At 72.3% G+C, this 22,345-nt stretch carries 26 protein-coding genes; 12 read left to right on the top strand and 14 right to left on the bottom strand.

All coding sequences use genetic code 11. From position 1 onward, the window contains the following. Positions 1–131: 131 nt before the first annotated feature. Positions 132–968, top strand: a complete 837-nt coding sequence (locus tag AC3YNX_RS04100; RefSeq protein ID WP_489982222.1) for a mycofactocin-coupled SDR family oxidoreductase — start codon at positions 132–134, stop codon at positions 966–968. Here the strand turns inward: AC3YNX_RS04100 and AC3YNX_RS04095 are convergent, their stop codons facing one another. Further along, positions 969–1,682, bottom strand: coding sequence for a type 1 glutamine amidotransferase (locus tag AC3YNX_RS04095; protein WP_489994682.1), 714 nt, complete (start codon positions 1,680–1,682; stop codon positions 969–971). Then, a complete protein-coding gene (locus AC3YNX_RS04090) occupies positions 1,675–2,973 on the bottom strand; it encodes a DUF1727 domain-containing protein (RefSeq protein ID WP_489994681.1) in 1,299 nt (432 codons plus the stop codon). The genes AC3YNX_RS04095 and AC3YNX_RS04090 overlap by 8 nt, the downstream gene beginning before the upstream one ends. Before the next feature lie 178 nt (positions 2,974–3,151). On the opposite strand from AC3YNX_RS04090, the gene AC3YNX_RS04085 reads away from it, so the two are divergent. After that, positions 3,152–4,714 carry an LCP family protein gene (locus AC3YNX_RS04085; RefSeq protein WP_489994680.1) on the top strand — a complete coding sequence of 521 codons (1,563 nt, stop codon included), beginning with the start codon at positions 3,152–3,154 and terminating at the stop codon, positions 4,712–4,714. A 27-nt stretch (positions 4,715–4,741) separates the two neighbouring features. Here the strand turns inward: AC3YNX_RS04085 and AC3YNX_RS04080 are convergent, their stop codons facing one another. After that, complete coding sequence (locus AC3YNX_RS04080; RefSeq protein WP_241249378.1) at positions 4,742–5,758, bottom strand: alpha/beta fold hydrolase; 1,017 nt, start codon at positions 5,756–5,758, stop codon at positions 4,742–4,744. 193 nt (positions 5,759–5,951) lie between these two features. On the opposite strand from AC3YNX_RS04080, the gene AC3YNX_RS04075 reads away from it, so the two are divergent. Further along, positions 5,952–6,155 carry a hypothetical protein gene (locus AC3YNX_RS04075; protein ID WP_127784433.1) on the top strand — a complete coding sequence of 68 codons (204 nt, stop codon included), beginning with the start codon at positions 5,952–5,954 and terminating at the stop codon, positions 6,153–6,155. An 8-nt stretch (positions 6,156–6,163) separates the two neighbouring features. Here AC3YNX_RS04075 and AC3YNX_RS04070 read toward each other — a convergent pair whose 3' ends face one another. After that, a complete protein-coding gene (locus tag AC3YNX_RS04070; protein WP_127784432.1) occupies positions 6,164–6,943 on the bottom strand; it encodes a MerR family transcriptional regulator in 780 nt (259 codons plus the stop codon). Between the two features lie 92 nt (positions 6,944–7,035). On the opposite strand from AC3YNX_RS04070, the gene AC3YNX_RS04065 reads away from it, so the two are divergent. Together AC3YNX_RS04065 and AC3YNX_RS04060 are read left to right on the top strand one after the other, a co-directional pair. Beyond that, positions 7,036–7,842 (top strand): adenylate/guanylate cyclase domain-containing protein, encoded by an 807-nt coding sequence (locus AC3YNX_RS04065; RefSeq protein WP_489994679.1) that lies wholly within the window; start codon positions 7,036–7,038, stop codon positions 7,840–7,842. A 153-nt stretch (positions 7,843–7,995) separates the two neighbouring features. After that, positions 7,996–9,633: an acyl-CoA synthetase gene (locus AC3YNX_RS04060; protein ID WP_489994678.1), complete on the top strand. Its 1,638-nt coding sequence runs from the start codon at positions 7,996–7,998 to the stop codon at positions 9,631–9,633. On the opposite strand, the gene AC3YNX_RS04055 is transcribed toward AC3YNX_RS04060, so the two are convergent. After that, entirely contained in the window at positions 9,630–10,571 is a 942-nt protein-coding gene (locus AC3YNX_RS04055) for an AurF N-oxygenase family protein (protein WP_127784430.1), read from the bottom strand. The genes AC3YNX_RS04060 and AC3YNX_RS04055 overlap by 4 nt on opposite strands. A 226-nt stretch (positions 10,572–10,797) precedes the next feature. Here AC3YNX_RS04055 and AC3YNX_RS04050 point away from each other — a divergent pair, with 226 nt between their 5' ends. Continuing rightward, on the top strand, positions 10,798–10,953 hold the full coding sequence (locus AC3YNX_RS04050) for a DUF6131 family protein (RefSeq protein WP_164860688.1): 156 nt from the start codon (positions 10,798–10,800) through the stop codon (positions 10,951–10,953). A 66-nt stretch (positions 10,954–11,019) separates the two neighbouring features. On the opposite strand, the gene AC3YNX_RS04045 is transcribed toward AC3YNX_RS04050, so the two are convergent. From AC3YNX_RS04045 to AC3YNX_RS04030, 4 genes are all read right to left on the bottom strand, one after another. Continuing rightward, positions 11,020–11,193: a CsbD family protein gene (locus AC3YNX_RS04045; protein WP_127784429.1), complete on the bottom strand. Its 174-nt coding sequence runs from the start codon at positions 11,191–11,193 to the stop codon at positions 11,020–11,022. A gap of 122 nt (positions 11,194–11,315) precedes the next feature. Continuing rightward, on the bottom strand, positions 11,316–12,155 hold the full coding sequence (locus AC3YNX_RS04040; protein WP_489994677.1) for a hypothetical protein: 840 nt from the start codon (positions 12,153–12,155) through the stop codon (positions 11,316–11,318). 172 nt (positions 12,156–12,327) lie between these two features. After that, the gene (locus AC3YNX_RS04035; protein WP_489994676.1) at positions 12,328–13,197 is read right to left on the bottom strand and encodes a Rieske (2Fe-2S) protein; all 870 of its coding nucleotides are present in this window, start codon (positions 13,195–13,197) and stop codon (positions 12,328–12,330) included. Further along, positions 13,194–13,757: a type 1 glutamine amidotransferase domain-containing protein gene (locus AC3YNX_RS04030; RefSeq protein WP_127784425.1), complete on the bottom strand. Its 564-nt coding sequence runs from the start codon at positions 13,755–13,757 to the stop codon at positions 13,194–13,196. The genes AC3YNX_RS04035 and AC3YNX_RS04030 overlap by 4 nt, the downstream gene beginning before the upstream one ends. Positions 13,758–14,074: 317 nt before the next feature. Here AC3YNX_RS04030 and AC3YNX_RS04025 point away from each other — a divergent pair, with 317 nt between their 5' ends. The 6 genes from AC3YNX_RS04025 to AC3YNX_RS04000 are packed head-to-tail and all read left to right on the top strand — an operon-like array spanning position 14,075 to position 16,678. Beyond that, on the top strand, positions 14,075–14,536 hold the full coding sequence (locus AC3YNX_RS04025) for an Asp23/Gls24 family envelope stress response protein (RefSeq protein WP_127784424.1): 462 nt from the start codon (positions 14,075–14,077) through the stop codon (positions 14,534–14,536). Continuing rightward, positions 14,533–14,931 carry a hypothetical protein gene (locus tag AC3YNX_RS04020; RefSeq protein ID WP_346773858.1) on the top strand — a complete coding sequence of 133 codons (399 nt, stop codon included), beginning with the start codon at positions 14,533–14,535 and terminating at the stop codon, positions 14,929–14,931. Before AC3YNX_RS04025 ends, AC3YNX_RS04020 begins: the two co-directional genes overlap by 4 nt. Further along, entirely contained in the window at positions 14,928–15,107 is a 180-nt protein-coding gene (locus AC3YNX_RS04015; RefSeq protein ID WP_164860687.1) for a hypothetical protein, read from the top strand. The genes AC3YNX_RS04020 and AC3YNX_RS04015 overlap by 4 nt, the downstream gene beginning before the upstream one ends. Beyond that, positions 15,100–15,495, top strand: coding sequence for an Asp23/Gls24 family envelope stress response protein (locus AC3YNX_RS04010; protein WP_489994675.1), 396 nt, complete (start codon positions 15,100–15,102; stop codon positions 15,493–15,495). Before AC3YNX_RS04015 ends, AC3YNX_RS04010 begins: the two co-directional genes overlap by 8 nt. Further along, the gene (locus tag AC3YNX_RS04005; RefSeq protein WP_489994674.1) at positions 15,492–16,136 is read left to right on the top strand and encodes a DUF6286 domain-containing protein; all 645 of its coding nucleotides are present in this window, start codon (positions 15,492–15,494) and stop codon (positions 16,134–16,136) included. Before AC3YNX_RS04010 ends, AC3YNX_RS04005 begins: the two co-directional genes overlap by 4 nt. Beyond that, on the top strand, positions 16,133–16,678 hold the full coding sequence (locus tag AC3YNX_RS04000) for an Asp23/Gls24 family envelope stress response protein (protein ID WP_127784421.1): 546 nt from the start codon (positions 16,133–16,135) through the stop codon (positions 16,676–16,678). Before AC3YNX_RS04005 ends, AC3YNX_RS04000 begins: the two co-directional genes overlap by 4 nt. Positions 16,679–16,753: 75 nt before the next feature. Here AC3YNX_RS04000 and AC3YNX_RS03995 read toward each other — a convergent pair whose 3' ends face one another. From AC3YNX_RS03995 to AC3YNX_RS03975, 5 genes are all read right to left on the bottom strand, one after another. Then, complete coding sequence (locus AC3YNX_RS03995; RefSeq protein ID WP_489994673.1) at positions 16,754–18,331, bottom strand: GH25 family lysozyme; 1,578 nt, start codon at positions 18,329–18,331, stop codon at positions 16,754–16,756. A 115-nt stretch (positions 18,332–18,446) separates the two neighbouring features. Then, positions 18,447–19,481 carry a YihY/virulence factor BrkB family protein gene (locus AC3YNX_RS03990; protein ID WP_489982211.1) on the bottom strand — a complete coding sequence of 345 codons (1,035 nt, stop codon included), beginning with the start codon at positions 19,479–19,481 and terminating at the stop codon, positions 18,447–18,449. Positions 19,482–19,508: 27 nt separating this feature from the next. Beyond that, positions 19,509–20,309 (bottom strand): DUF427 domain-containing protein, encoded by an 801-nt coding sequence (locus AC3YNX_RS03985; protein ID WP_489994672.1) that lies wholly within the window; start codon positions 20,307–20,309, stop codon positions 19,509–19,511. 119 nt (positions 20,310–20,428) lie between these two features. Further along, a complete protein-coding gene (locus AC3YNX_RS03980) occupies positions 20,429–20,980 on the bottom strand; it encodes a YceI family protein (protein WP_489994671.1) in 552 nt (183 codons plus the stop codon). Positions 20,981–21,088: 108 nt separating this feature from the next. Then, a complete protein-coding gene (locus AC3YNX_RS03975; protein ID WP_127784418.1) occupies positions 21,089–22,150 on the bottom strand; it encodes a lysylphosphatidylglycerol synthase transmembrane domain-containing protein in 1,062 nt (353 codons plus the stop codon). Positions 22,151–22,345: the final 195 nt, after the last annotated feature.

Below are 22,345 nucleotides of genomic sequence, written 5' to 3'. Positions count from 1 at the left end.
GTGACCGGGATGGGTAGCCCTCGCCGGCACCGCGGTGGGCGCGATGCTTGACGCTGTCGGTGCACCTCTGTGCAATGAGTGCTGTCGGTCACGACGACGTGGCCGACACGTCATCACCAGAGGAGCTCGTAATGGACGATTTTCAGGGTCGCGTGGCGCTCGTGACCGGAGCCGCCCGCGGGCAGGGCCGGGCCCACGCCCTGGCCTACGCCGAGCGCGGTGCCGACCTGGTCATCTGTGACCGCTGCGAGGACAGCCCTGCCGTCCGCTACCCCTTGGCCACCGAGGCCGAGCTCGCCGAGACCGAGAAGATGGTGACCGACCTGGGTCGCCGGTGCATCTCGCAGAAGCTGGACACCGCCGACCGGCCCGCGCTGGAGGCGCTGGTGGCCCGGGCGGAGTCCGAGCTGGGCAAGATCGACATCGCCGTGGCCAACGCCGGCGTCTCGGTGATGGGCGGGGTACAGACCCTGACCAGCGAGCAGTGGGACGAGGTGATCGGCTCCAACCTCACCGGCGTCTTCAACACCATCACCGCGGTGGCGCCGGGAATGATCGAGCGCGGCTACGGCCGGATCGTCACGGTCTCGTCCATGCTCGGCCGCCAGGGCGGACCCGGGATGATCGGCTACTCCGCGTCCAAGTGGGGCGTCATCGGCATCACCAAGTCGGCCGCTCAGGACCTGGCCTACAACGGCATCACCGTGAACGCGGTGGCCCCGGGCAACATCTCCACCCCGATGATCCACAACGACACCATGTACCACCTCATGCGCGGTGACCTGGAGAACCCGACCTGGGACGACGTCGCGCCGGTGTTCGCGTCGTTGCACGTGCAGCCGGTCCCCGCGATCGAGTCCGAGGAGGTCAGCCGGGTGGTGCTGTTCCTCACCGCGGAGGCCAGCGCCCACCTCACCGGCATCGTGGTGCCGGTGGACGCCGGCGTCGCGGCGAGGGTGACCGCCTAGCTAGCGGACGCGGGCGAGGCGCTCCCGCCGGAGCCCGTCGATGTTCGGCATCGGCAGCGGCTCCAGCGGGGCGCCCACCGCCCACTCCAGCAGCCGGTCGGCCAGGTGTGGGTTGCGGGCCAGCACCGGCCCGTGCAGGTAGGTGGCGATGATGTGGCCGGCGCAGGCGCCCTCCACGGGCTCGCCGGCACCGTTGCCCACGCCGTGCACCACACGACCCAGCGGGCGTGCGTCGGGCCCGATGGCGGTGGAGCCGCGGTGGTTCTCGAAGCCGGAGATCAGCTCGGTGGACCAGTCGCCGTCCGGGCGCACCGCGATCTCGCCGATGGTGCGGGTGGGCGCGGTGATGGTGGTGCTGACGTCCAGCAGGCCGAGGCCGCGGTAGCCGCCCTCCAGCTCGCCGACGTGGTGGCCCATCAGCTGCATGCCCGCGCACACCGCGAGCACCGGGCGACCCGCCTGCACCGCGCGGCTGAACGCCGGCTGCTGGGCCAGCAGGGCGGCGGCGGTGCGGCCGGGACCGTCCTCGCCCCCGCCGAGCAGGTAGATGTCGGCACTCTCCGGGATGTCGGCGTCGAGGTCGACGTCGAGCACCCGGGCGCTGATGCCGCGCCACTCCAGCCGGCGCAGCAGCACCTGGGCGTTGCCGCGGTCACCGTAGGTGCTCAGCAGGCTCGGGTAGAGCATCGCGATGGTGATCTCGGAGTCAGGCACTGGGAGACACCTCCGCGATCAGCTCTCGGAAGGCGGTGTAGTTCGCGAACACGTCCACGGTCCCCTCTGGTGCGTGCAGCAAGGCCTGCCGCGGCACCGGCACGGTCTCGTGCTGCACACCGGCGTAGCTCAGCCGCACGGACAGGTCCTGGCACCGCTCGCCGGTGGCGATCACGGTGCGGCCGGTGAGCTCCTCGAACGGCACGTCCCACAGCCACGAGAGGTCCCGGCCGTCGGCCTCGCGGCCGTTGATGGCGACCACCACGGGGGTGTCGGTGGCGCTGAGCATGTGCAGCGTCTCGGTGGCGCCCGCCGGGTTCTTGGACAGCAGGAACCGCAGCTCACGGCCCTGCAGGGTGACGGTGCTGTAGCGGCCGCTGACCGCGCCCATCTGCCCCATCAGCGCGACGGCAGCGTCCAGGTCGGCGCCCAGGGTGTTGGCCGCGGCGATGGCGGTGACCGCGTTGAACCGGTTGAACCGGCCCGGCAGCGACACCGACAGCGGCAGGACGGCGCCCCCGCGCAGCAGCTCGGTGTCGGTCACCGTCCAGCCGGCCTCGGGGCGGCGCAGCCCGCACTCGCAGGCCCAGTGCCGGCCGTCGCGCACGAGCACCCGGGCGCAGCGCGGGCAGGTGGTGGAGTCGTGCAGCCACAGCGCGTCTCCGCTGACCCACTCCGCCGGGTTGGCGCTGCCGGCGGAGGACACCACCACCGGGTCGTCGGCGTTGGCCACCACGGTGCAGGCGGGGTGGCGGCCCAGTGCCTCTCTCAGCCTGGCGTCGAGGTGGCTGACCTCGCCCACCCGGTCGAGCTGGTCCCGGCTGAAGTTCAGCAGCACCAGCACGGCGGGGTTGGTGGCGTCGATGACGGCGGGCACGTAGGGCTCGTCCACCTCCAGCACCGCGAACGGCGCGCGCGGGGCCGCGCACAGTGCGGCCACCAGCCCGTCGGGCATGTTCGCGCCGTCGTCGTTGGTGGCGACGTCGGCCAGCTGGCGCAGCACCGAGGCGGTCATGGCCGTGGTGGTGGTCTTGCCGTTGGTGCCGGTGACCAGCACGACCTGGCGCCCGGCCGTGAGCTTGCGCAGCGCGTCCGGCTCCAGGGCGAGGGTGACGCGCCCGCCGATGATGCGCCCGGCGCCGCGGCCGGTGCGGCGGGACAGCCAGGCGGTGGCCCGGCCTGCGCGCACCGCGAGCGCCGTGCGCAGGGGGAGGCGCGGTGCGCTGGGCGCAGCAGCGAGGGGCCCCACGGGCGGCTGCAGGGGGGCGTCGGGAAGCGGAGCAGTAGTCATCGCTACTCATTATGCGGGGCGGGCAGAGCGGATCTAGCCGGGGCAAAAGCGACACGCCACGGTGCGTGCGTCACAGGGGCGTGTCCGCACACCAGGACGCGAGGACGCGCAGTGGCCGGACTCACGGTAATCACAGGTGAACCACGAGATACTCAGGACTACTCCCTGTGCGGAAGGCATGCCATTGGACGCTCGCCCGACCCCGCAGCAGAGCGGCCGTCACCGCCTCCGGGCCGCCCGCCGCAGCCGGGCCGCGTCGCTGCTGCTGCAGTCGGTGGCCCTGCTCTGCTCGCTGGCGGTGGTGGCCTGCACCGGCGTGGGCTGGTACGTGCTGCGCGACGTCACGCAGGGCATGACCACCTCGGACGCGCTGGCTGGCGGGGTCAGCGGCGAGGGCGTGGCGCCGTCCACCGACGGAGCGGTGAACGTCCTGCTGATCGGGCTGGACTCCCGCAAGGACCAGAACGGCGAGCAGCTGCCTGCGGAGGTGCTCGAGCAGCTGCACGCCGGCGACGGCACCGAGGGCGGCTACAACACCAACACGCTCATCGTCATGCACATCCCCCGGGACGGGAGCACGGTCGCGGCGTTCTCCATCCCGCGCGACGACTACGTGCCGGTGCGCGGGATCCCCGGGCGCGACCACGTCAAGATCAAGGAGGCCTACGGCCGCGCCAAGGTCGCTGCCGAGGACGAGCTGGCCCGCACCGGCGTCTCCGACCGGCGCACCCTGGAGAGCGCCGGGCGCGAGGCAGGCAGGCGGTCCACCGTGCAGACCGTGCAGGACTTCCTGGGTGTCACCATCGACCACTTCGCCGAGGTGAACCTGGCTGGGTTCTACGACATGGCCACCGCCCTCAACGGGGTGGAGGTGTGCCTGAACAACCCGGTGCGCGACCTCTACTACTCCGGGGCGGACTTCGTGGCCGGGCGCCAGACGCTCAACGGTGCCCAGGCGCTGGCCTTCGTGCGGCAGCGCCACGGGCTGGCCAACGGCGACCTGGACCGCACCCGCCGCCAGCAGGCCTTCCTGGCCTCGGTCACCCACAAGCTGAGCAGGGCCGGGACCTTCACCAACTTCTCCCAGCTGCAGAGCCTGATCGAGGTGGTCAAGCAGGACGTGGTGCTCTCCGCCGGGTGGGACATCCCCACGTTCGTCCAGCAGGCCACCAACCTCACCGGGGGCAACGTCGAGTTCGCCACCCTGCCAGTGGAGCGCTTCGACACCGTGGACGGGCAGGCGGTGAACATCGTGGACTCCGCCGCCGTGCGCAAGCAGGTGCGCATTGCCTTCGGGATGCAGGACCCGGATCCGCCAGTGCCTGCCTTCGCCGGCCCGTACACGGTGGACGTGCACAGCGCCGCCGGCTCGGGGGCGGGAAGCACGGTGTCCAGGGCACTGGTGGCCGCCGGGATGCTGGCCGGCGCCCAGGAGGTGGCCGCCGCCGAGGACACCGCGGTGACCTTCGGCGAGGGAGCGCGTGACACTGCCGACGTGGTGTCCGGGCTGCTGGGTGCTCAGGCGGCCACCCCCGACCCGGCACTGCCGATCGGCCGGGTGAAGGTGGTGCTGGGCAAGGGCTTCCGCGTTCCCACCGCACTGGCGCAGGACGCCAGGACCCGGCTGGCGCCCCCGTCGGCGCCGGCTGGTGAGGCGCCAGCCGGTGCGGCGCCGGCAGTCACCCCGAGCGGACCCCTGGCGCTGCCGGCGGACAGCTCCGGGATCCCCTGCGTGGACTGACCCCGCGGCACCTCGGTACCGGTTCTGTCAGCCGGCGGGCTCGGCCTCCAGCAGCCGGCGCACCTCGGCGTTGAAGGCGTCCACGTTCTCCACGCTGGACATGTGCCCCACGCCGGGCAGCTGCACCAGCAGGTCGAGGTGGCCGTCGCGCTTGAGCGCCTCGGCCAGCCGCTTGGCGTGGCTGGGCGGGGTGAGCCGGTCGGCGGTGCCCACCAGCACGGTGGTGGGCACGGTGAGGTGGGTGAGCGACTCGCGCAGGTCCAGGCGGGCCAGCGCTGAGCCCCACTTGGCGCGGTCGCGGGTGCGGCTGCTGAGCACGATCTCCTCGCAGAAGGCCACCTGGGCCGGGCTGGCGCTGGGCGAGAGCGCGACGTACTTGACCGCGCGGTAGGCCAGCGGCGACGGCGGGCCGAAGGGCGTGGGGATGCCCACCGCGCCGCGGCCGATCGCCTCGGCGAGGCGGGGGAAGCGGCTGGGCAGGCGCACCACGGCGGTCTCGGTGAGCAGCGAGTCCAGCGCGGTGCTGGCCAGCAGCACCCGCCGGACGCGGCGGGAGACCTGGTCGGGCTGCTGCCCGGCCCACGCCACGATGCTCATCGCGCCCATGCTGTGCCCCACCAGCACCGCCTGCTCCTCCGGCGCCAGCACGTTCTCGAGCACGGCCTCGAGGTCGGCTGCCAGCAGCTCGGGGGTGAACCGGCCACGGCTGCTCCCGCTGGCACCGTGCCCGCGCTGGTCGTAGGTGACCACCCGGTAGGTGTCGGCGAGCGCTCGCACCTGGGGGATCCAGTACCGGGTGGAGCAGGTCCAGCCGTGGGCGAAGACCACCACCGGTGCGCCCTCCGGTCCGTGCAGCTCGACGTTGAGCCGGGTGCCGTCGGTGGAGGTGACCCAGCGCTGCTCCCCGGGCACGTCGAGGTCGTCGAGCAGCGGGGCCTGCGGGTCGGACCGCACCGCCTCGGCATCGGCGTGGGCCTGCGTCCGCCACAGGCCGGCGCCGGCGGCCAGCGCGGCACCGGCAATCACCATCGTCTTGCGCAACACGGGCTCTCCTCGTCTCGACCGGCTCCGCGTCGCCGGGCGGGGGTGCGGAGCCCGCACCCATCCCCGGCGTGGCGCGGACGATGGTGACATCGTGCATGGTCACACTGGGTGTTGGGTGCCTCGGGTGGCCCGAGGACCTCGGGCGGCTCGATCGCGCGGCTCGAGACCCACCGACAAGCAGGAGGAGACGCAGATGCTGGGTGACGTGGGCGGGCTTGGCCACCTCAAGAGTGGGATCGACGAGATGAAGGGCGCGCTGAACCACACCAACGAGCTGCTCGAGGCCGTGCTGGTGGAGCTGCGGCAGCTCAACGGCGAGCGGATGGCCGGCATGGTGGACCAGCTGCAGGTGATGAACGACCAGCTGGGCGGGGCGGCGGAGCGCTCGACCGACTGACCCAGGGCTCAGTCGCTGCTGGGGGTCTCGCGCTCGTCCCGCTGCTCCTCGGCGGCGGGGCCCTCGGTGAGCCGGGAGGCGGCCGCGTCGAACGCGGCGGCGGTGGCCTCCTTCATCGCACGGCCGAAGGTGGCGTCCACGGCCTGCGCGGCGTGCGGGCGCAGCTGGTGGATGAGGGCCGCGATCTCGTTGAGCTGCTCGGTGCTGGAGGCCAGTGGCCGCCCGTCGTCGGGCAGCACGTGTCCAGCCAGCAGGTCGACGAAGCGCTCCGCCACGCGCGCCATGTCGTGCTGCAGCGCCTCGGCCAGGTCCAGCACCGCGTCGATGGGGATGCCGGCGGTGACCAGGTCCCGGCCGGCGGCGAGCAGCCGCGGGCTGTTGACCAGGTAGCCAGTGCCCTGCCGGGTGAGCAGGCCGATCTCGCAGCCCCGCTGCAGCACCGCGCGGGACGCCTCCTTGCCGAACATCCGCCGCAGCTCCAGGGCGGACATCCGTCGCGGCCGCTCGTCGGTCCAGGGCTCGGCCAGCTCCTGCTCGATGTCCAGCAGGTCCTCCACCCGCCACCCCTGGGCCACAGCCGTGAGCAGCTCGTTGATGGTGGCGAAGGTGTAGCCGCGGTCCAGCAGCCGGCCGATCAGCCGCAACCGAGCCAGGTGGGAGTCGGAGTACCAGCCGGTGCGCCCCTGCTTGCGCGGTGGCGGGAGCAGTCCGCGGTCCTGGTACACCCGCACGTTGCGCACTGTCGTGCCACCCAGGCGGGCCAGCTCGTCAATGCGGTGCTCGGTCACCTGGACGACTATATCGACCGCCGGCGCGCCGCTCGGCGAGCGCGAACGCTGCGGCGCTCGTCGTCGGGCACCCCATCGGCTAGGTTCCGAGTGTGCAACGTTCACCCGGCCGCGCCCGCAGTGCCGCGACCCGGGTGGTGGGGCACGTGCGGGAGCTCGACCGCCACCCCCGCGCCGTGGAGGTGCTCCGGCGCCTGCGGCACTCCATGCCGGGTGATCCTGGCCTCGGCGACCCGTTGTCGGTGGCCGGCACCAGCGGCATCTCCACCGTGGTGCGGGTGGCTGACCGGCTCTTCGACGAGAGTCCCCGCGCCTCCCGCGAGGCCGGCCTGGGCGTGCTCCAGCTGTACCAGTCGCTGGCGGAGCGCTTCGGCAAGGGCCAGGGCAGCAGCGAGGTGACGCTGCTGTTCACCGACCTGGTGGGCTTCTCCTCGTGGGCGCTGCGCGCCGGCGACGACGAGGCGCTGCGCGTGCTGCGCGCGGTCTCCGCGGCCATCGAGCCGCCGATGCTGCAGCGCCGTGGACAAGTGGTCAAGCGGCTGGGCGACGGCGTCATGGCGGTGTTCCCGTCCGCCCAGCTCGCCTTCGACGCGGCGGTCGCGGCCCGCGAGCAGCTGGCCGAGGTCGCCACCGACGGGTTCACGCTGCGGCTGCGTGCCGGGGTGCACACCGGCTGTCCCCGGGCCATCGGGGGCGACTACCTGGGGGTGGACGTCAACGTCGCGGCCCGGCTGGTGGAGAAGGCCTCGGCCGGAGAGATCCTGGTGTCGGAGCCCACGCTGGCCGGCCTGGACGCAGAGGCGATCAGCAGCCGGCCCAAGAAGACCTTCCGGTTCACCAGGGTCAAGGGCGTCCCCGACGACCTCAAGGTCTACGTGGTCGAACCACAGGGCCGCTGATCTCGCACCCGCGGCAGGCCACGACTGCCTGCCAAAGCCGCTGTGCAGCAACAAGGTCAGGGATCTCATGGGCCGCGGAAAACTAACCGTCCGCTGGGACTGTTTTCCGGGTAGGTTCGTGGCGGAGTAACCCACGCCACACTTGAGGGAGCCATGCCCACCCTGCCCCAGCGCGTCCTGCACGAGCTCAGCAAGGTCACCGACCCGGTGCACAACATCGCCGTGATGCAACGGGCCGGGCTGGTGAACCTGACGCGGCCCGACCACACCTTGGCTTCGATGGTGGCCTTCCGGCGGTTGGGGCCGGTGGCCGGCGCCGCCGTCGCGGCGGCCGCACGGGTGCCCGACGCGGTGGCGCTGGTGGACGAGCGACGCTCGCTGACCTACCGCGAGCTGGACCTGCGAACCAACGCCCTCGCCCGCGCGTGGGGCACCCAGGGGATCACCGCGGGATCGGTGGTCGCCGTGCTCTGCCGCGACCACGCAGGGCTGGTGGAGGCGATGATCGCGACGGCCAAGATCGGTGCGCGCCTGCTGCTGATGAACACCGGCTTCAGCGCCCCGCAGCTGGCCGACGTGGCCCAGCGCGAGGGGGTCACCGCGATCGTGTGCGACCAGGAGTTCGCCGGGTTGCTGGCGGAGCTGCCGGAGTCGGTGCTGCGCTTCCTGGCCTGGACCGACGAGGCGCGCCCCGACCTGTCCACGGTGGAGGAGCTGATCAGCTCCACCGACAGCGGACCGGTGCCGCGCCCCGCGCAGGTCGGTGGGCTGGTGCTGCTGACCAGCGGCACCACCGGCACCCCCAAGGGCGCTCCCCGGCAGGTGCGCTCCCCGCTGGCGTCGGCGCACTTCCTCGAGCGCATCCCGCTGCGCCGCGGCGAGGCCACCTTTCTGGCCGCCCCGATCTTCCACGGGACCGGCCTGTCGCAGTTCCTCATCATGATGGGGCTGGGCTCCACCACCGTCGTGCGCCGGCGCTTTGATGCCGAGGCCACCCTGGCCGCCGTGGCCCGGCACCGCTGCACCGCGCTGGTCCTGGTGCCCACCATGCTGCAGCGCATCCTCGACCTCGGCCCGGAGGTGCTGGCCCGTCACGACACCTCCTGCCTGCGCATCATCTTCACCGCCGGCTCCGCGCTGTCGCCGGCGCTGGGCGAGCGCGCCACGGCGGAGTTCGGCGAGGTGATCCACAACCTCTACGGCTCCACCGAGGTGGCCGTGGCAACCGTGGCCACGCCGGCGGACTGGCGGGCAGCGCCGGGCACCGTGGGCAGACCGCCGCACGGCTGCACGGTCAAGCTGTTCGACGCGGAGGGTCACGAGGTGACTGCCCCGCACACCCAGGGCCGGATCTTCGCCGGCAGCGGGCTCGCCTTCGGCGGCTACACCGGTGGCGGGCACAAGGAGCTGATCGACGGTCTGCTCTCCAGCGGCGACGTCGGGCACTTCGACGAGGAGGGCCGGCTGTTCGTGGACGGCCGCGACGACGACATGATCGTCTCCGGCGGGGAGAACGTCTTCCCCCTGGAGATCGAGAACCTGCTGGTCCAGCTGCCCGGCGTGGTCGATGCCGCCGTGGTGGCGGTGGGCGACGTGGAGTTCGGTCAGCGGTTGCGGGCGTTCGTGGTCCGGGCAGAGGACAGCAGCCTGGACGAGGACCAGGTGCGCGCCCACGTGAAGAGCAACCTGGCTCGCTACAAGGTGCCCCGCGACGTGGTGTTCCTCGACGAGCTGCCCCGCAACCCCACCGGGAAGCTGCTGCGGCGCGCGCTGGCCGAGATGCCCGCCTAGACCAGGTGGGCGCGCTGCAGCAGCACCCGTGAGGGGCCGCCGACCAGCCCCACGTCGTCCAGGAAGGACAGCGTCCGGGACGCGCCGTGCCGCAGCTGGGCGTGGTAGTGCTGGTTGTTCCGCACGGCCCGGCGCGCCTCCCGCACGTCCAGCCCCGCAGCCGCGTAGACGTCCGGGTGCACCAGGCTCTCCACCACGGTGAGGGCGGTGGCGGCCAGCACGGCACGCACCCGGGCCCGCTGCAGGGGGGTGATGTCCTGTACGCGGCGGACGATCTCCTCCCGGGCGAAGCGGATGTGGCGCGCCTCCTCCAGCACGTGGATCTTGCTGATGGTGCGGCTGATCGGCTGCACCCGCTCGTCCTTCATGAAGTCGCGCTGCATCACGTCCAGCAGCTCCTCGACGAACAGCGTGCCGCCGTAGGCGACGGCACCGGTGGCGGTGGCGGCGAAGCCGCGTCCCAGCTCGAGGACCAGGCGCTGGGGCCGGTAGGAGGGGCACCCGAAGGCGGCCGCGCCGCGGGCGAACATCACCGAGTGGCGGCACTCGTCGGCGATCTCGGTGAGGGCGAACTGGAAGTGCGGCTCGGTGGCGTCGCGGCCGTACATGTCCCGCACCAACATCTGCATGAGGATCATCTCGAACCAGATTCCGGCCCCGCTGATGCTGGCGACCTCGTGCTTGGTGAGCGTGACCCGTTGCTGGTGGGTCATCCGGTCCCACAGCGACGTCCCGTACAGCGACGACCACTCCGGGCTCAGGCCGTAGAGGTCGTCCGGCACCTCAGCGGCCCAGTCCACGTCCACGGCAGGGTCGTAGGACTTCTTGGCCGAGGAGGCGAGCAGCCGGGTGGCGGTCTGCCCGCGGTCGGTGACCGGCCAGGCTCGGCTCCTGGTGCTGGCCGCGGATCTGGCGGCGGAGGTGGTCGAGGTGCTCATGGGCGCTCCCGGTGAGGCGGCTGCTGTGGCCTGAGTCACCACCTTAACGTGACAATGCTCATTGGGACAATGCCGAACGTGTGCGCAGGTCGAGGTCAGCGGCCCGGTGACCAGCAGGGTTGCCGACATATCTGTCAATCAATAGGGTCAGCGGCCGCGGTGCATCCGGTTCGTACCGCTCCGGGTGGGCCCGTTCGGGTCTGTCCGACATTGACAAAGGAGAGTCATGATCACCCTTGGCGTCATCCTTCTGGTTATCGGCCTGCTGGTCAGCGTGCCTGTTCTCACCACCATCGGTGCCGTGCTCCTGGTCGTCGGCATCGTGCTCTTCGCCCTCGGTGCCGCGGGCCGCGCGGTCGGTGGCCGCAAGCACTACTACTGACCTGACTCAGACGCAGAACGGCCCCCGTCCACGGACGGGGGCCGTTCTGCGTACTTCGCCGACGGCTCAGTCCTTGAAGACGTCCTTGACCTTCTCGCCAGCCTGCTTCAGGTTGCCCTTGGCCTGGTCGCCCTTGCCCTCGGCCTGCAGGTCCTTGTCGTCGGTCGCCTTGCCGGCGCCCTCCTTGGCCTTGCCGCCGAGCTCCTCGGCCTTGTTCTGTGCCTTGTCCGCAAGTCCCATGACAGGTCTCCTTCACGTCGCTGTGCCGGAAGCGCGCCCGATGTGCCGGACGTGCAGTACGTCCCACCGTAGCCCGCCAGCTGTTGTCCTGCAGCAGTGCTGGCCACGGGTGGCACCACGCGTCAGCCGCGCTCGCGGATCCCGTCGGTCGCCATGCTCAGGTCCCCGCAGGTGACGCCACTGGCGGTGTCGGCCGCGCCGGATCCCGGCAGGGCAGCCACGGTGTCGCTGGCTCCGTTGCGGGCCGAGGTGCCCTCGATCAACACCTGGGTACGGGTGACGTCCACCGACTGCCCGGAGTCGTCCAGGCGCTGGTTGAGCCCCACCAGGGTGCGACCGCTGCTGCCCTGCACCTGCGAGCAGCCCACCCCGGTGCCGTTGCCACGCAGGCCCAGGTCGAACCGGTAGGTCTCGCCCTGGGCGTTGTGGGCGGGGAACAGCCCGCAGTTGCGCACCACGAACAGCTCCACCGTCCGGCCGTCACTGACCAGGGCCGCGATGGTGCTGCCGCGGCCGTCGGGGTCGGCCACCAGCGCAGAGCGGGACCCGCCACCGGCCAGGTCGACGGGCAGGCTGAAGGTGGCCCCGGAGGCGGTGGTGATGCCGAGGGTGGTGCCGCGGTCGAGCCACCCGGTGTCGCGACGGCCGTCCCCGTCCACGTCGATCACCTCCCGGGTGCTGGCGGTGGCGGGTGCGCCGCCGCCGGTCGGGGCGCAGCCGGAGGCGGCCGGCTTCACCGGGGTGGCGGAGGTGGAGCCGGTGGTGACCGGTGGTGGCGCGGGCGTGGTCGCCGAGGGGGTGCTGCTGGGCGCCCCCACGGTGCTGGTTGCCGCGGCCGAGGGCACGGCGGCGCTGCTGGGCGCCGGCGCGGGGGAGGCGGAGGTGTCGTCGCTGGAGGAGCAGGCGCTGAGCGCCAGTCCGCCCGCCAGCACCAGGGCTGTGGTCGCGCTCCGTGCTCTCATCGCGTTCTCCATCCGTGCAGCGCTCGAGAAGTGCTCCGAATGGCGATCATACGACTACTGAAAGTGATGTCAGATCACTATTCGATCGCATCATCCGGCCGCACGGACGGCTGGACCCGATGCAGCACAGGCGATTCGCGGAGGGTGGCGACGCAGCTCGGCCAGAGTCCGATCAGGACCGCAGCGTCGCCTGCACCCGGCCGCCCACCACCTGGGTGTCGAACACCGGCTGGTCTGCCGTCGCCGGCCCGCGCCGCACGGCACCGTCGGCGAGGGCGAAGACGCTGCCGTGCCACGGGCACTCCACGCACAGCTCGCCCGCGGCGTCACGGCTCACGGTGCCCTGGTGCAGCGGCCCGTCGGCGTGCGAGCACTGGTCGGCCAGCACGTGCACGGCGTCGTCCTGGCGCAGCACCATCACCGGCACCGGGCCGATCATCCGGCGGACCGCCTCGCCCTCGGGCAGCTCGGTGAGCGAACCCAGGTCGGTGCTGCCGCTGGGCACGACGTCCGGCACGCCCTCCGCCCGGTTGGCGCCCATGGCCATGCTGAAGCTCAGGTGCCCTCCCAGCGAGGCGGCGATCCCGGACACCGCGAAGCCCGCCAGCGCGGTCAGCCGACCCGCGGTGCGACGTCCTCGACGACGCTGCGCCAGCGAGCCCAGGTACAGCAGGCTGGCGACGCCGTTGGCGGCGGCGTGCACCAGGCCCACCCGCTGCTGGTCGGGCTGGCCCTGGCTGTAGTCGGCGGCGCCGGTCACCGCGGCGGGGACGCTGGCCAGCAGCCCCACCGCGAGCAGGGTGTCGGCGTCGCGTCGGTCGCCAGGCAGCCAGTCCAGGATCACGGCGCTGGCGAACGCGCCGACCGGGAGCTGCACCAGTGCTGGGTGCAGCGGGTGCCCCAGCCACACCCCGTGCAGCGCGTCGCGCACCGGTCCGCGGGGCAGCACCTTCTCGATGGCGGCCGCGTAGAGCCCCGCCGGCTGGTCCAGGCCGGCCTGCTTCTCCAGCGCGTGCGCCGGCTCGTCCACCCGCAGCCTCATGCCGGGACCTCGTGAACGCCCTCGGCGAACTCCTCGATGATCTTCGCGCAGAACGCGTCCAGGTCACCGGGGTTGCGACTGGTGACCAGGCCGTTGTCGGTGACCACCTCCTCGTCCACCACGGTGGCGCCCGCGTTGCGCAGGTCGGTGCGCAGGCTCGGGTAGGAGGTCAGCGTGCGGCCCTGGGCCACCCCGGCGTCGATCAGCGTCCACGGCCCGTGGCAGATGGCGCCGATGGGCTTGCCGGCCGCGGCCATGTCGCGCACCAGGCGGACCGCGTTCTCGTCCATGCGCAGCTTGTCGGGGTTGACCGTGCCGCCGGGCAGGATCAGGCCGTCGAAGTCCTCGGCGGAGACGTCCGCGGTGACCGCACCCACCGCGAAGCTGTCCGCAGGGTGGATGTCGGAGTTCATCGCCTGGATCTTGCCTGCGCTGGGGGAGACCAGCGTGACCTGGGCGCCGGCGGCCGCCACGGCGTCGCGCGGCTGCACCAGCTCCACCTGCTCGACACCGTCGGCGGCCAGGATGGCGATCCGCTTTCCGTCCAGCTCGTTGCTCATCGGCTCTCCTGTCGTCCTCGCGTGGGTGGGGGCGCCCGGTTGCTGGCAGCGCCTCGCCGTGGAAACCAGCCGTCGGTGCGAACCTGGCGGCCGTCCCGAAAGTAGCGCTGCCCATGGGCACTCGCAGGACGAGACCGCGATGCGGGGGAGGTGTCCGGCGTGTACTCGGCGGCGGAGCGCGCGACCGGCGCCTTCCCCCAGCGGTGGCGGGCCGTGAACCGTAACCTCAGGGACTGCCCGTCAGCGTGCGCGCAGGCGGGCAGCAGCCCGTGCCTCAGCAGTGACGCTGGCGCCGCACCGACTAAGGAGATCGCACGATGACCGAAACCCAGGGCGTCAGCACCAGCAAGGACGTCAGCTCCCGCGAGTCGTCGTCGCCACTCGCGACCTCGACCGGCAAGACCACCATCGCCGACACCGTGGTCTCCAAGATCGCCGGGATCGCCACCCGCGAGGTTGCCGGGGTGCACGCGGTGGGCGGCGGCGCGTCCCGCGCAGTGGGGGCGCTGCGCGAGCGGATCCCCGGAGCGCGCATCAACCACGCCCAGGGCGTGGCCGTGGAGGTCGGCGAGCGCCAGGCCGCCATCGACATCGACATCGTGGCCGACTACGGCGTGGGCATCGCCGAGCTGGCCGCGGGCATCCGTCGCAACGTCATCGGCGCGGTCGAGCGGATGACGGGGCTCGAGGTCACTGAGGTCAACATCGACGTCCACGACGTGTACCTCAACGACGGGCAGGACGACAACGGCGAGGACACGCCGTCCCGGGTGCAGTGACCGCACCACGGGCGGACGGATCCCCGGCGGGCAAGGCTGCCGCCGGCGAGTCCGCTCCGCCACCGCCCGACCGCGCCGACCAGCTGGCTGCGGCGGTGCTGGCGGTGCCGGGGGTGGCGGGCCTACACGGCGGCATGTTCGGTGAGGCCGCCACCTACCTGCCCGGGCGCAAGGTGGCCGGGATCCGGCTTGCCGACACCGGCACCACCACGGTGCACGTCACGGTCGTCTACGGCCGGGACATCGACGAGGTCGCCGCGGCGGTGCGCCGCGCCGCTGCCGCGCTGATCGACGGACCGGTCGACGTGGTCGTCGAGGACGTGGCGGTGCCCGGGGCCGACCCGCTCACCGAGATCGCTCGACCGAGCTCACCCCAACCTTGGAGCACAGCATGAACGTCACCACCACTGGCCTGTACGCGGGACTGCTGCTCGGAATCGCCGCGGCTGCGGGCGGCTTCAGCGGCTTCCTCATCGCCATCGTGCTGGGGATCCTCGGTGTCGCCGTCGGCGCGCACTACGACGGGAAGCTCGACCTGGGTGAGCTCTTCCGCGGGCGCAACCGTGGCTGAGCACCCGGTCACGGACCGCGCCTCGACCGCCACCGCCGAACCCGGGGAGCGCGGCTCGCTGACCGTGCACGACCGGGCGGTGAACCGGGTGGCGGAGTACGCCGCCCTGCACACCGAGGGCGTGGTCCGCCAGTCCAGCGGGCTGGGCTGGATGACCGGGCGCGGACTGCCCAAGGTGGACAGCAACGTCAGCGGCGGCCACGTCCGGGTGAAGGTCAACATCGCCACCGAGTGGCCGCGGTCGGTGGCGGCCGTGACCGCTGCCGTGCGCGACCAGGTCGCCGACCAGCTCGGCGAGTACACCGGCCTCACCGTGGACCGCGTCGACGTCCGGGTGGACGACGTGGTGCACACCGACCTCGCCGAGGCCCCGAGGACAGTCCAGTGACCGCCGCGGCCGCGCAGGGCGGCACCGGCGCAGAAGTTGCTGCCGGCGCCGACCAGGAGGAGCGCACCGGGCGGCACCGCAGCGAGGCGGCAAGTCCGGGGCTGGCCGGGCGGACCCCGGTGGCCGCTCCTGGCGCAGCGTCGGTGGGCATCTTCCTGGCCGGCGTCGTCATCGTCATCGGACTGGTGGGCATCCGTGAGGCCGTGCTCGGCAGCGACGCGCTCGACGGTGAGTCGTGGGTGGCCGAGCTCGGCGACTGGGTTGACGGTCTGACCCCGCAGACCTGGATGGTTCCGGTCGGCGTGGTGGCCATCCTGGTGGGCCTCTGGTGGCTCTACCTGGCCCTCAAGCCCCGCCGGCGGACCGAGCTGAAGATCACCAGCGACGGCGGCCTGTGGATGCGGCCCCGGGACGTCTCCCGCATCGCCGCAGCCACCGCGGACGACGTCGCCGGCACCACCACCGCCCGCGCCACCACCGGCCGACGGCGGGTGACGGTGACCATCACGGCCGCCCGCAAGGAGGCGGACGCGCTGCGGGAGTCGGTGGCCGAGGCGGTCAGCACGCGCCTGCAGGCGCTGGACCGCCGACCGAGCGTGAAGGTGCGCACCAAGATCAGCCATGACGGGGGTGCCTCGTGAGCAGGGTGACGGTCGGCATCGACCGGTTCTTCGCGTTCGTCATCGGCGCTGCGCTGGTGGCGCTCGGCGTGCTGGGCATCCTGTGGCAGGCCGACGAGCTGCCCTGGGCGCAGGACGCCCTGCAGGCCTCGTGGATCGTCACCGCCACCGAGCAGGGCTGGTGGCCGTGGGCGGCCGGCGCCGCCGGCGTGGTGCTCGTGCTGCTGGGCCTGTGGTGGCTGGCGGCGCACGTGCCGCGCGCCCGCCTCACCGAGATCCGGCTGCCCGGCAGCGGGACCCGGGGTATCCTGCGCGCCGACGTCGGGGCGGTGGCCAACGCCGCCGCCAGCTCGCTCGGCGCCACCCACGGGGTGCGCTCCGCGACCGGCCGGGCCAGCCTCGACCGGGGCCGTCCGACCATCGTGCTCACGGCGACGGTCGACCCCAGCGCTGACCTGGCCACCGTGCGCGACGCCGCGGAGCGGGTGCGCGAGGAGGTGGACTCGGCGCTGGACGGCTCCGAGCTGGCGACTCGGCTGCACGTCCGCGTCGCCCGCAGCTGAGACACCAAACAGCGACGAGAGACCGCCCCCGCGCGTGCTGCGCGGGGGGCGGTCCTTCGTCCGGGGTGCGTTCGGTCAGCGGGTGCTGACCACGCCGGTCGCCGCGTCCCAGAACAGCGAGCCCCCCTGGAAGTCGCTCTGGCGGCCGCCGGGAACGGCGCGCTCACCACTGGTGGGATAGCCCAGCGCGCCACGCTCCCAGCCCTGCGCCGACCACGCCTGCTTGATCGCTCCGCGCACCTCGTGCGCACCGGTGGTCGGCGTCCAGTAGATCGACCCGCCCTGCAGGTGGTTGTACCGCCCGCGCCCGTCGGGGGTGCCCAGCTCGTCGGTGGTGGGGTAGCCCAGCACACCTGCCTCCCACGAGAGCGCGGCCCACTTCAGCTTGATGTCACCCCGGATCGACTGGGCCCCGGTGGTGGCCGTCCAGTAGATCGAGCCCTGCTGGAAGTGGTTGTAGCGGCCCTTGCCGTCGGGCGTGCCCAGCTCGTTGGTCACCGGGTAGCCGTGCGGGCCCGCCTCCCACGTGAGTGCGCCCCACTTCTTGTCGATGTCGCCGCGCACCTCGCGCGCGCCGGTCTTCGGCGACCAGTACAGGGCCCCACCACTGGCGAAGTTGTTGTACCGACCGGCGCCGTCGGCCGTGGACAGCTCGTCGGTGACGGGCAGGCCCAGCGGCGAGGACGGGCCCCCGAGGGCCAGGTACTGCTCCAGGATCGCGCCGCGCACCGCGCGGGCGCCGGTGGATGCTGACCAGTAGACGACGCCGCCGGCGAAGTTCTGCGCCCGCCCGCCCGGCACCGCGTACTCGCTGCTGGTCGCCGCGCCCAGGTAGGAGCGGGTGCCGCCGAGGGCCTGGTGGTGGGCGAGGATGGCCGAGGGAGCCACGACGGGCTGCTTGCCGCCGACGCCGCCGTTGGACAGCGAGGCCAGGGTGCCGGAGTCGCAGCAGAAGTGGGAGATGTCTACCCCGGTGCTCACGCCGGGGATGGTGCCGCGGTCGGTGTACTGCCAGAACGTCCAGCTCGTCCAGCCGCCGGGCAACGGGGTCTTGGGGGCGGAGGCGCCGTTGTAGTCGGCGATCCACAGCGGGTACTTGGTGAACGCGGTGCTGTTGGCCATGGCCGAGCGCCAGAAGTACGGGTAGGTGTAGATGATCGGCGTCCGACCGGTCAGCGAGGTGATGGTCTCCAGCCAGGTGCGGGCCCAGGCCACCAGCTCGGGGGGCGTGAGACCACCGGAGTCCTCGAGGTCGAGCACCGGAGCCAGCTCGCCGGCGCCCTGCATGGTGCCGGCCACCGAGACCATGTAGCGGGCCTGCGCCGCCGCCGATCCGGGCACCCGGTCCGGGCGGGCGTAGTGGTAGGTGCCGCGCACCATCCCGTTGGCCTTGATGGCCGCCCAGTCCTTGGTGAAGTAGGGGTTGGTGTAGCCCACACCCTCGGTGGACTTCACGAACGCGAACTCGCGCCCGTTGTTCTTCACCTTGGCCCAGTCCACGCTCGCCCCGTTGGGGTGCTGGTGGCTGGACACGTCGGGTCCGCTGATGGCTGCGGTGGCCACTCCGGCGGCGACGAGCACCATCAGGCCGGCCAGGAGCGTGGCCACGGTGGCTCGGGGGCGGCGCCGCGCCGCGCGGAGCGAGATCTGCATGAACGTGACACTAGAGGTACCAAAGTGACAACGGGGAGAATTGTTACCAAAGGGATTACTTTGCGTCCCTTGGCTATTGCGGCTGACGGCGCCGGTCCGCCCAGGTCCGCCCCGGTCAGGGCTTCGGTCCCGGACGCTGCTGCGGTTTCTCCCCGGTCTTCGGCTCCGACCGCGCTGGGGGCTGCTGGAAGGTCACCGTCACGTCCTCGAAGCCCTTGTGCCGGGTGGCCTCCGCCCGCGTGGTGTACACCCGGCGGTCCCCGGCGGTGAGGTCGACGTTGTCGGTGAAGGGCGTGAGCAGTGCCCGCGGGTAGAGGTGGTCCACCCGCACCACGTTGGCCTCCGCGCACAGCACCACGACCAGTGCCGCGATGTAGAGGAAGGCGATCAGCCCGAGCACCAGGGCGAAGACACCGTTGATGGCGCTGGCCCGGGCGATCACCCGCTGGACGAAGGTGGCCCCGAACACCTGCAACAGCTGCCAGGCCACGGCGGCAGCCACCGCCCCGGGCAGGACGTTGCGCAGCGTGAGCTTGCGGGTGCTGGCCAGCCGGAAGGTCAGCGAGAAGATCCAGCTGTTCAGCACCACGGTGGTCAGCATCAGCAAGGTGCCCACCCCGGGCCCGCGGATGCCGAAGCCGTCGGCGTAGCGGGCGAAGATGGACAGCGCGGTGATGCCCAGCACGGCCAGGCCCACGGTGGCGATGAGCAGGACGCTGCGCCCGCGAGCGGCGAAGGGGTTGGGCCGGTTGTTGCGCGGCACCCCCCAGGCGGTGTTCATCGCGTGCTGGGTGGCCTGGGCGACCCCGGAGGCGCCGTAGAGGGAGCCGAGCACGCCGATGCTGACGGGGACGAACCCGCCGGTCATCCGGTCGGGGTGCTGCAGCTGGTCGCCGATCACCGGAAACTGCCCCACCGCGGAGTCGATCAGCTGCTGCTGCAGCTGGACGTCGTCGGAGAGGACGTAGCCGAGCACCGTGGAGGACAGGTAGAGCAGCGGGAACAGCGAGACGAAGGCGTAGTAGGCGATGAGTGCGGCGAGGTAGTTGCCCTGGTCGTCGAAGAACTTGTAGACCACGGCCAGCGGGTACCCGGCCCACCGGTGCCGCCGCTGGAAACCGTCCACCCGCTCGGTGAAGGTGCCCTTCATCGTGGCGCCCCTACCACCGGCGGCAGGTCACTGCTCGACGCCGTCAACGGCGGTGGTGACGCCGGCACCGGCGAAGCAGCGCAGCCCGGCCACCGCGGCGGCCTCGGCGTGCGGCTCCGGGTAGCTCCAGCAGACGTCCTCGACGTCGCCATCGGGGCCGGCGAGGCTCCAGTAGGACGCAGTGCCCTTGTAGGGGCAGACGGTGGAGGTGTCGCTCTCCCGCAGCGTGGCGCGCACGTCGGCCTCGGGCAGGTAGAAGTGGGCGGGGAAGCCGGTCTCGAACAGCGCCACCGGGTGCCGGCTCTCGGCCAGCACGGTCTCACCGTGGCGCACCACCACGTGCCGGCTGGACGGGCGCGCGTCCACCCGGTGGAAGGGGTCGGTCGGGGGGCCGAAGACCTGCTGGTCCTCCTCGTACCACTCGTCCACGGCGTCCGTCCGCAGCGAGCACGTCCCCGCCACGGCGGCGGCACCGGGCAGCGGGTCGGCGTAGAACCAGGCGGCGTCAGGGACCAGCCGCCCACCCACCCGCAGGTTGTAGTAGCTGGCGTCTCCCTTGAACGGGCAGTGCGTGCGGGTGTCGCTGCGCTCCAGCACGCCGATGCTGAAGTCGTCCACGGGCAGGTACCAGACCGGCGGCAGGCCCGTCTCGTGCAGCATGACGGCGCGGTCGGTGCTCAGCACCGTGGTGCCGTCCAGCACGGCGGTGACCCGGCGCGGCTCGGGGTGCGCGTAGAGCGCGTGCGCGGGCAGTGCCGACCAGATGTCGCCGTTGAGGCGGCCCTGGGCGGGACGTGCGAGCGGGCCGAGGCCACGGGTCAAGGACATGGCGCGAGCCTAGTGGTGGGCTCCGCGCGGTGCCGCGCAGCACGAAGCCGCCCGCACCCAACGACGGTGGGGGCGGGCGGCTTCGGAGCGCGGCGGACGGCGCTGGGCGTCCGCAGTGGTCAGGCCTGCGGGCCGGCCTCGATCTCGATGGTGATCTTCACCTTGTCGCCGAGCACCACACCGCCACCCTCCAGGGGCATCTCCATGTCGATGCCGAAGGCGCTGCGGCTGATCTCCGTGCTGGCCTCGAAGCCGGCGACGGGGCCGTTGCCCATGCCCGGGCTGACGCCGTTGAACTCCACGGCCAGCTCGACCGACTTGGTCACGCCGTGGATGGTGAGGTCGCCGACGAGGGTGAACTCGGAGCCGGAGCCCTGCACCCCGGTGGAGCGGAAGGTGATGGTCGGGTACTTGTCCACCTCCATGAAGTCCGCGGAGCGGACGTGGCCGTCGCGCTGGGCGTTGCCGGTGTCGAAGGAGTCGACGGCGATCTCGGCGTTCACGGTCGGGGTGCCCTCGGCGGGGACCTCGATGGTGCCGCTGAAGGTGTGGAAGGAGCCGCGCACCTTGCTCACCATGAGGTGGCGCACGCTGAACGAGACGCTCGAGTGGGTGGGGTCGATGGTCCAGGTGCCGACGGACAGGTCGGGCAGGGCGAGGGTGGACGTCATGAGTGCCTCCAGGTGCGTGGTTGAACTTTCAACAATACTAACAGGCCGGCGCTCCGACTTGTTCCCACGGCACCGACTGGCTGCTGGTGGCCCCGCTGTTCGCCATCGTCAGTGCGGGCCGTCGCCCTCGGGGTCCTCGTCGTCCGGATCGAGGTTGGTGGAGCGGAAGAGCACCGCGAAGACCAGCCAGCCTGCGGCCGCCACGAGGGGGAAGCTGATGAGCCGGTAGACGACCACGGCGGGCAGCGCCGTGACGGCGGGCAGTCCCGCAGCGACGAGGGTGGCGGTGAGCGTGCCGTCGACGATGCCCAGGCCGCCCGGGAGCAGCGGCACGCTGGAGACGATCTTGCCGGCGGTGAAGGCGATGAGCACCCCGCCCACGCTGGGGTTGGCCCCGGCGGCCAGGCAGGCCGCCCACAGGCACGCGACGTCGGCGATCCAGTTGGCCAGGGCCCACCAGGAGGCCCGCAGCAGATCGGGGACGCGCAGCTGCACCGCCTCCAGCTGCGACAGGATCTCCCCGACGCGCTCCATGCCCTTGTCGGCGGGCTGTCCGCGCACGGCGTTCCAGCCGTGGAACAGCGGGCGCGCCATGGTGACCAGGAGGCTGGGCCGGGTGACGAGGAGGCGGACACCGAGGATGAGGACCAGGGCGAGGACGATGGCGGTGACCAGGCCGGCGATGTTGGAGGCGCTGCCCGCCAGCAGGCCGCCGGTGACGGCCACCAGGGCAAGGGTCCCGGTGGCGAGGACCCCGCTCATGGCCAGCTGCCACGAGGCCACCACGCGACTCGCCCCCCACTTGCGGGTCTGCCGGAAGGTGAAGGTGGTGGAGAACAGCGGCCCACCGGGCAGGCTCACGCTCAGCGCGTTGGCGGCGTAGACCACGGCGGTGGAGTCACGCTGGCGCACCGGGACCTTGGCGGCGGTCAGCAGGGTGCGCTGCAACCGGCCGAACGCGCTCATGGACAGTGCCTGTGCCGTGATCGACGCGGCCACCCACCACCAGCTGACGTCGCCGAGGCGCTGCCAGGCGTCGCGCAACGACGGTGCCAGCAGCACCACCTCGACGGCAAGCACCACGACGAGGGCGGTGCCGGCGACCCAGCGCAGCACCCGCATCCAGCGCTGGCGCTGCGCTGAGGGGGAAACGCCTTGGTCGCCTGGCACCACTGGAGGGTAACGATGATGGCTGCGCTTGTGGCGCACGCCCGCCGCCACGGGTCGACGTCGCTCCACCAGCGTCGATTCGCGCTGCTTGTCCGGATGCGCGGAGCCGCTCTACGCCGGTCGTGGCAGGGTGCGTGCGTGGGTGGCGAGCCGCCGAGGCGTGCCGTCACCGGAGACAACCGCTACCCGGAGGTG

This window comes from Rhodococcus sp. Z13_19A, from assembly GCF_058133575.1.
Note: the sequence above shows the minus strand (reverse complement) of the source record. Positions and strands in the feature narration are given on the sequence as shown.

Bases quoted from the DNA above. Each gene is read 5' to 3' on its own strand.
- AC3YNX_RS04100 (WP_489982222.1), top strand. From the start codon at position 132: ATGGACGATTTTCAGGGTCGCGTGGCGCTCGTGACCGGAGCCGCCCGC.
- AC3YNX_RS04090 (WP_489994681.1), bottom strand. From the start codon at position 2,973: ATGACTACTGCTCCGCTTCCCGACGCCCCCCTGCAGCCGCCCGTGGGG.
- AC3YNX_RS04085 (WP_489994680.1), top strand. From the start codon at position 3,152: ATGCCATTGGACGCTCGCCCGACCCCGCAGCAGAGCGGCCGTCACCGC.
- AC3YNX_RS04075 (WP_127784433.1), top strand. From the start codon at position 5,952: ATGCTGGGTGACGTGGGCGGGCTTGGCCACCTCAAGAGTGGGATCGAC.
- AC3YNX_RS04060 (WP_489994678.1), top strand. From the start codon at position 7,996: ATGCCCACCCTGCCCCAGCGCGTCCTGCACGAGCTCAGCAAGGTCACC.
- AC3YNX_RS04055 (WP_127784430.1), bottom strand. From the start codon at position 10,571: ATGAGCACCTCGACCACCTCCGCCGCCAGATCCGCGGCCAGCACCAGG.
- AC3YNX_RS04050 (WP_164860688.1), top strand. From the start codon at position 10,798: ATGATCACCCTTGGCGTCATCCTTCTGGTTATCGGCCTGCTGGTCAGC.
- AC3YNX_RS04045 (WP_127784429.1), bottom strand. From the start codon at position 11,193: ATGGGACTTGCGGACAAGGCACAGAACAAGGCCGAGGAGCTCGGCGGC.
- AC3YNX_RS04040 (WP_489994677.1), bottom strand. From the start codon at position 12,155: ATGAGAGCACGGAGCGCGACCACAGCCCTGGTGCTGGCGGGCGGACTG.
- AC3YNX_RS04035 (WP_489994676.1), bottom strand. From the start codon at position 13,197: ATGAGGCTGCGGGTGGACGAGCCGGCGCACGCGCTGGAGAAGCAGGCC.
- AC3YNX_RS04030 (WP_127784425.1), bottom strand. From the start codon at position 13,757: ATGAGCAACGAGCTGGACGGAAAGCGGATCGCCATCCTGGCCGCCGAC.
- AC3YNX_RS04025 (WP_127784424.1), top strand. From the start codon at position 14,075: ATGACCGAAACCCAGGGCGTCAGCACCAGCAAGGACGTCAGCTCCCGC.
- AC3YNX_RS04015 (WP_164860687.1), top strand. From the start codon at position 14,928: ATGAACGTCACCACCACTGGCCTGTACGCGGGACTGCTGCTCGGAATC.
- AC3YNX_RS03995 (WP_489994673.1), bottom strand. From the start codon at position 18,331: ATGCAGATCTCGCTCCGCGCGGCGCGGCGCCGCCCCCGAGCCACCGTG.
- AC3YNX_RS03990 (WP_489982211.1), bottom strand. From the start codon at position 19,481: ATGAAGGGCACCTTCACCGAGCGGGTGGACGGTTTCCAGCGGCGGCAC.
- AC3YNX_RS03985 (WP_489994672.1), bottom strand. From the start codon at position 20,309: ATGTCCTTGACCCGTGGCCTCGGCCCGCTCGCACGTCCCGCCCAGGGC.
- AC3YNX_RS03980 (WP_489994671.1), bottom strand. From the start codon at position 20,980: ATGACGTCCACCCTCGCCCTGCCCGACCTGTCCGTCGGCACCTGGACC.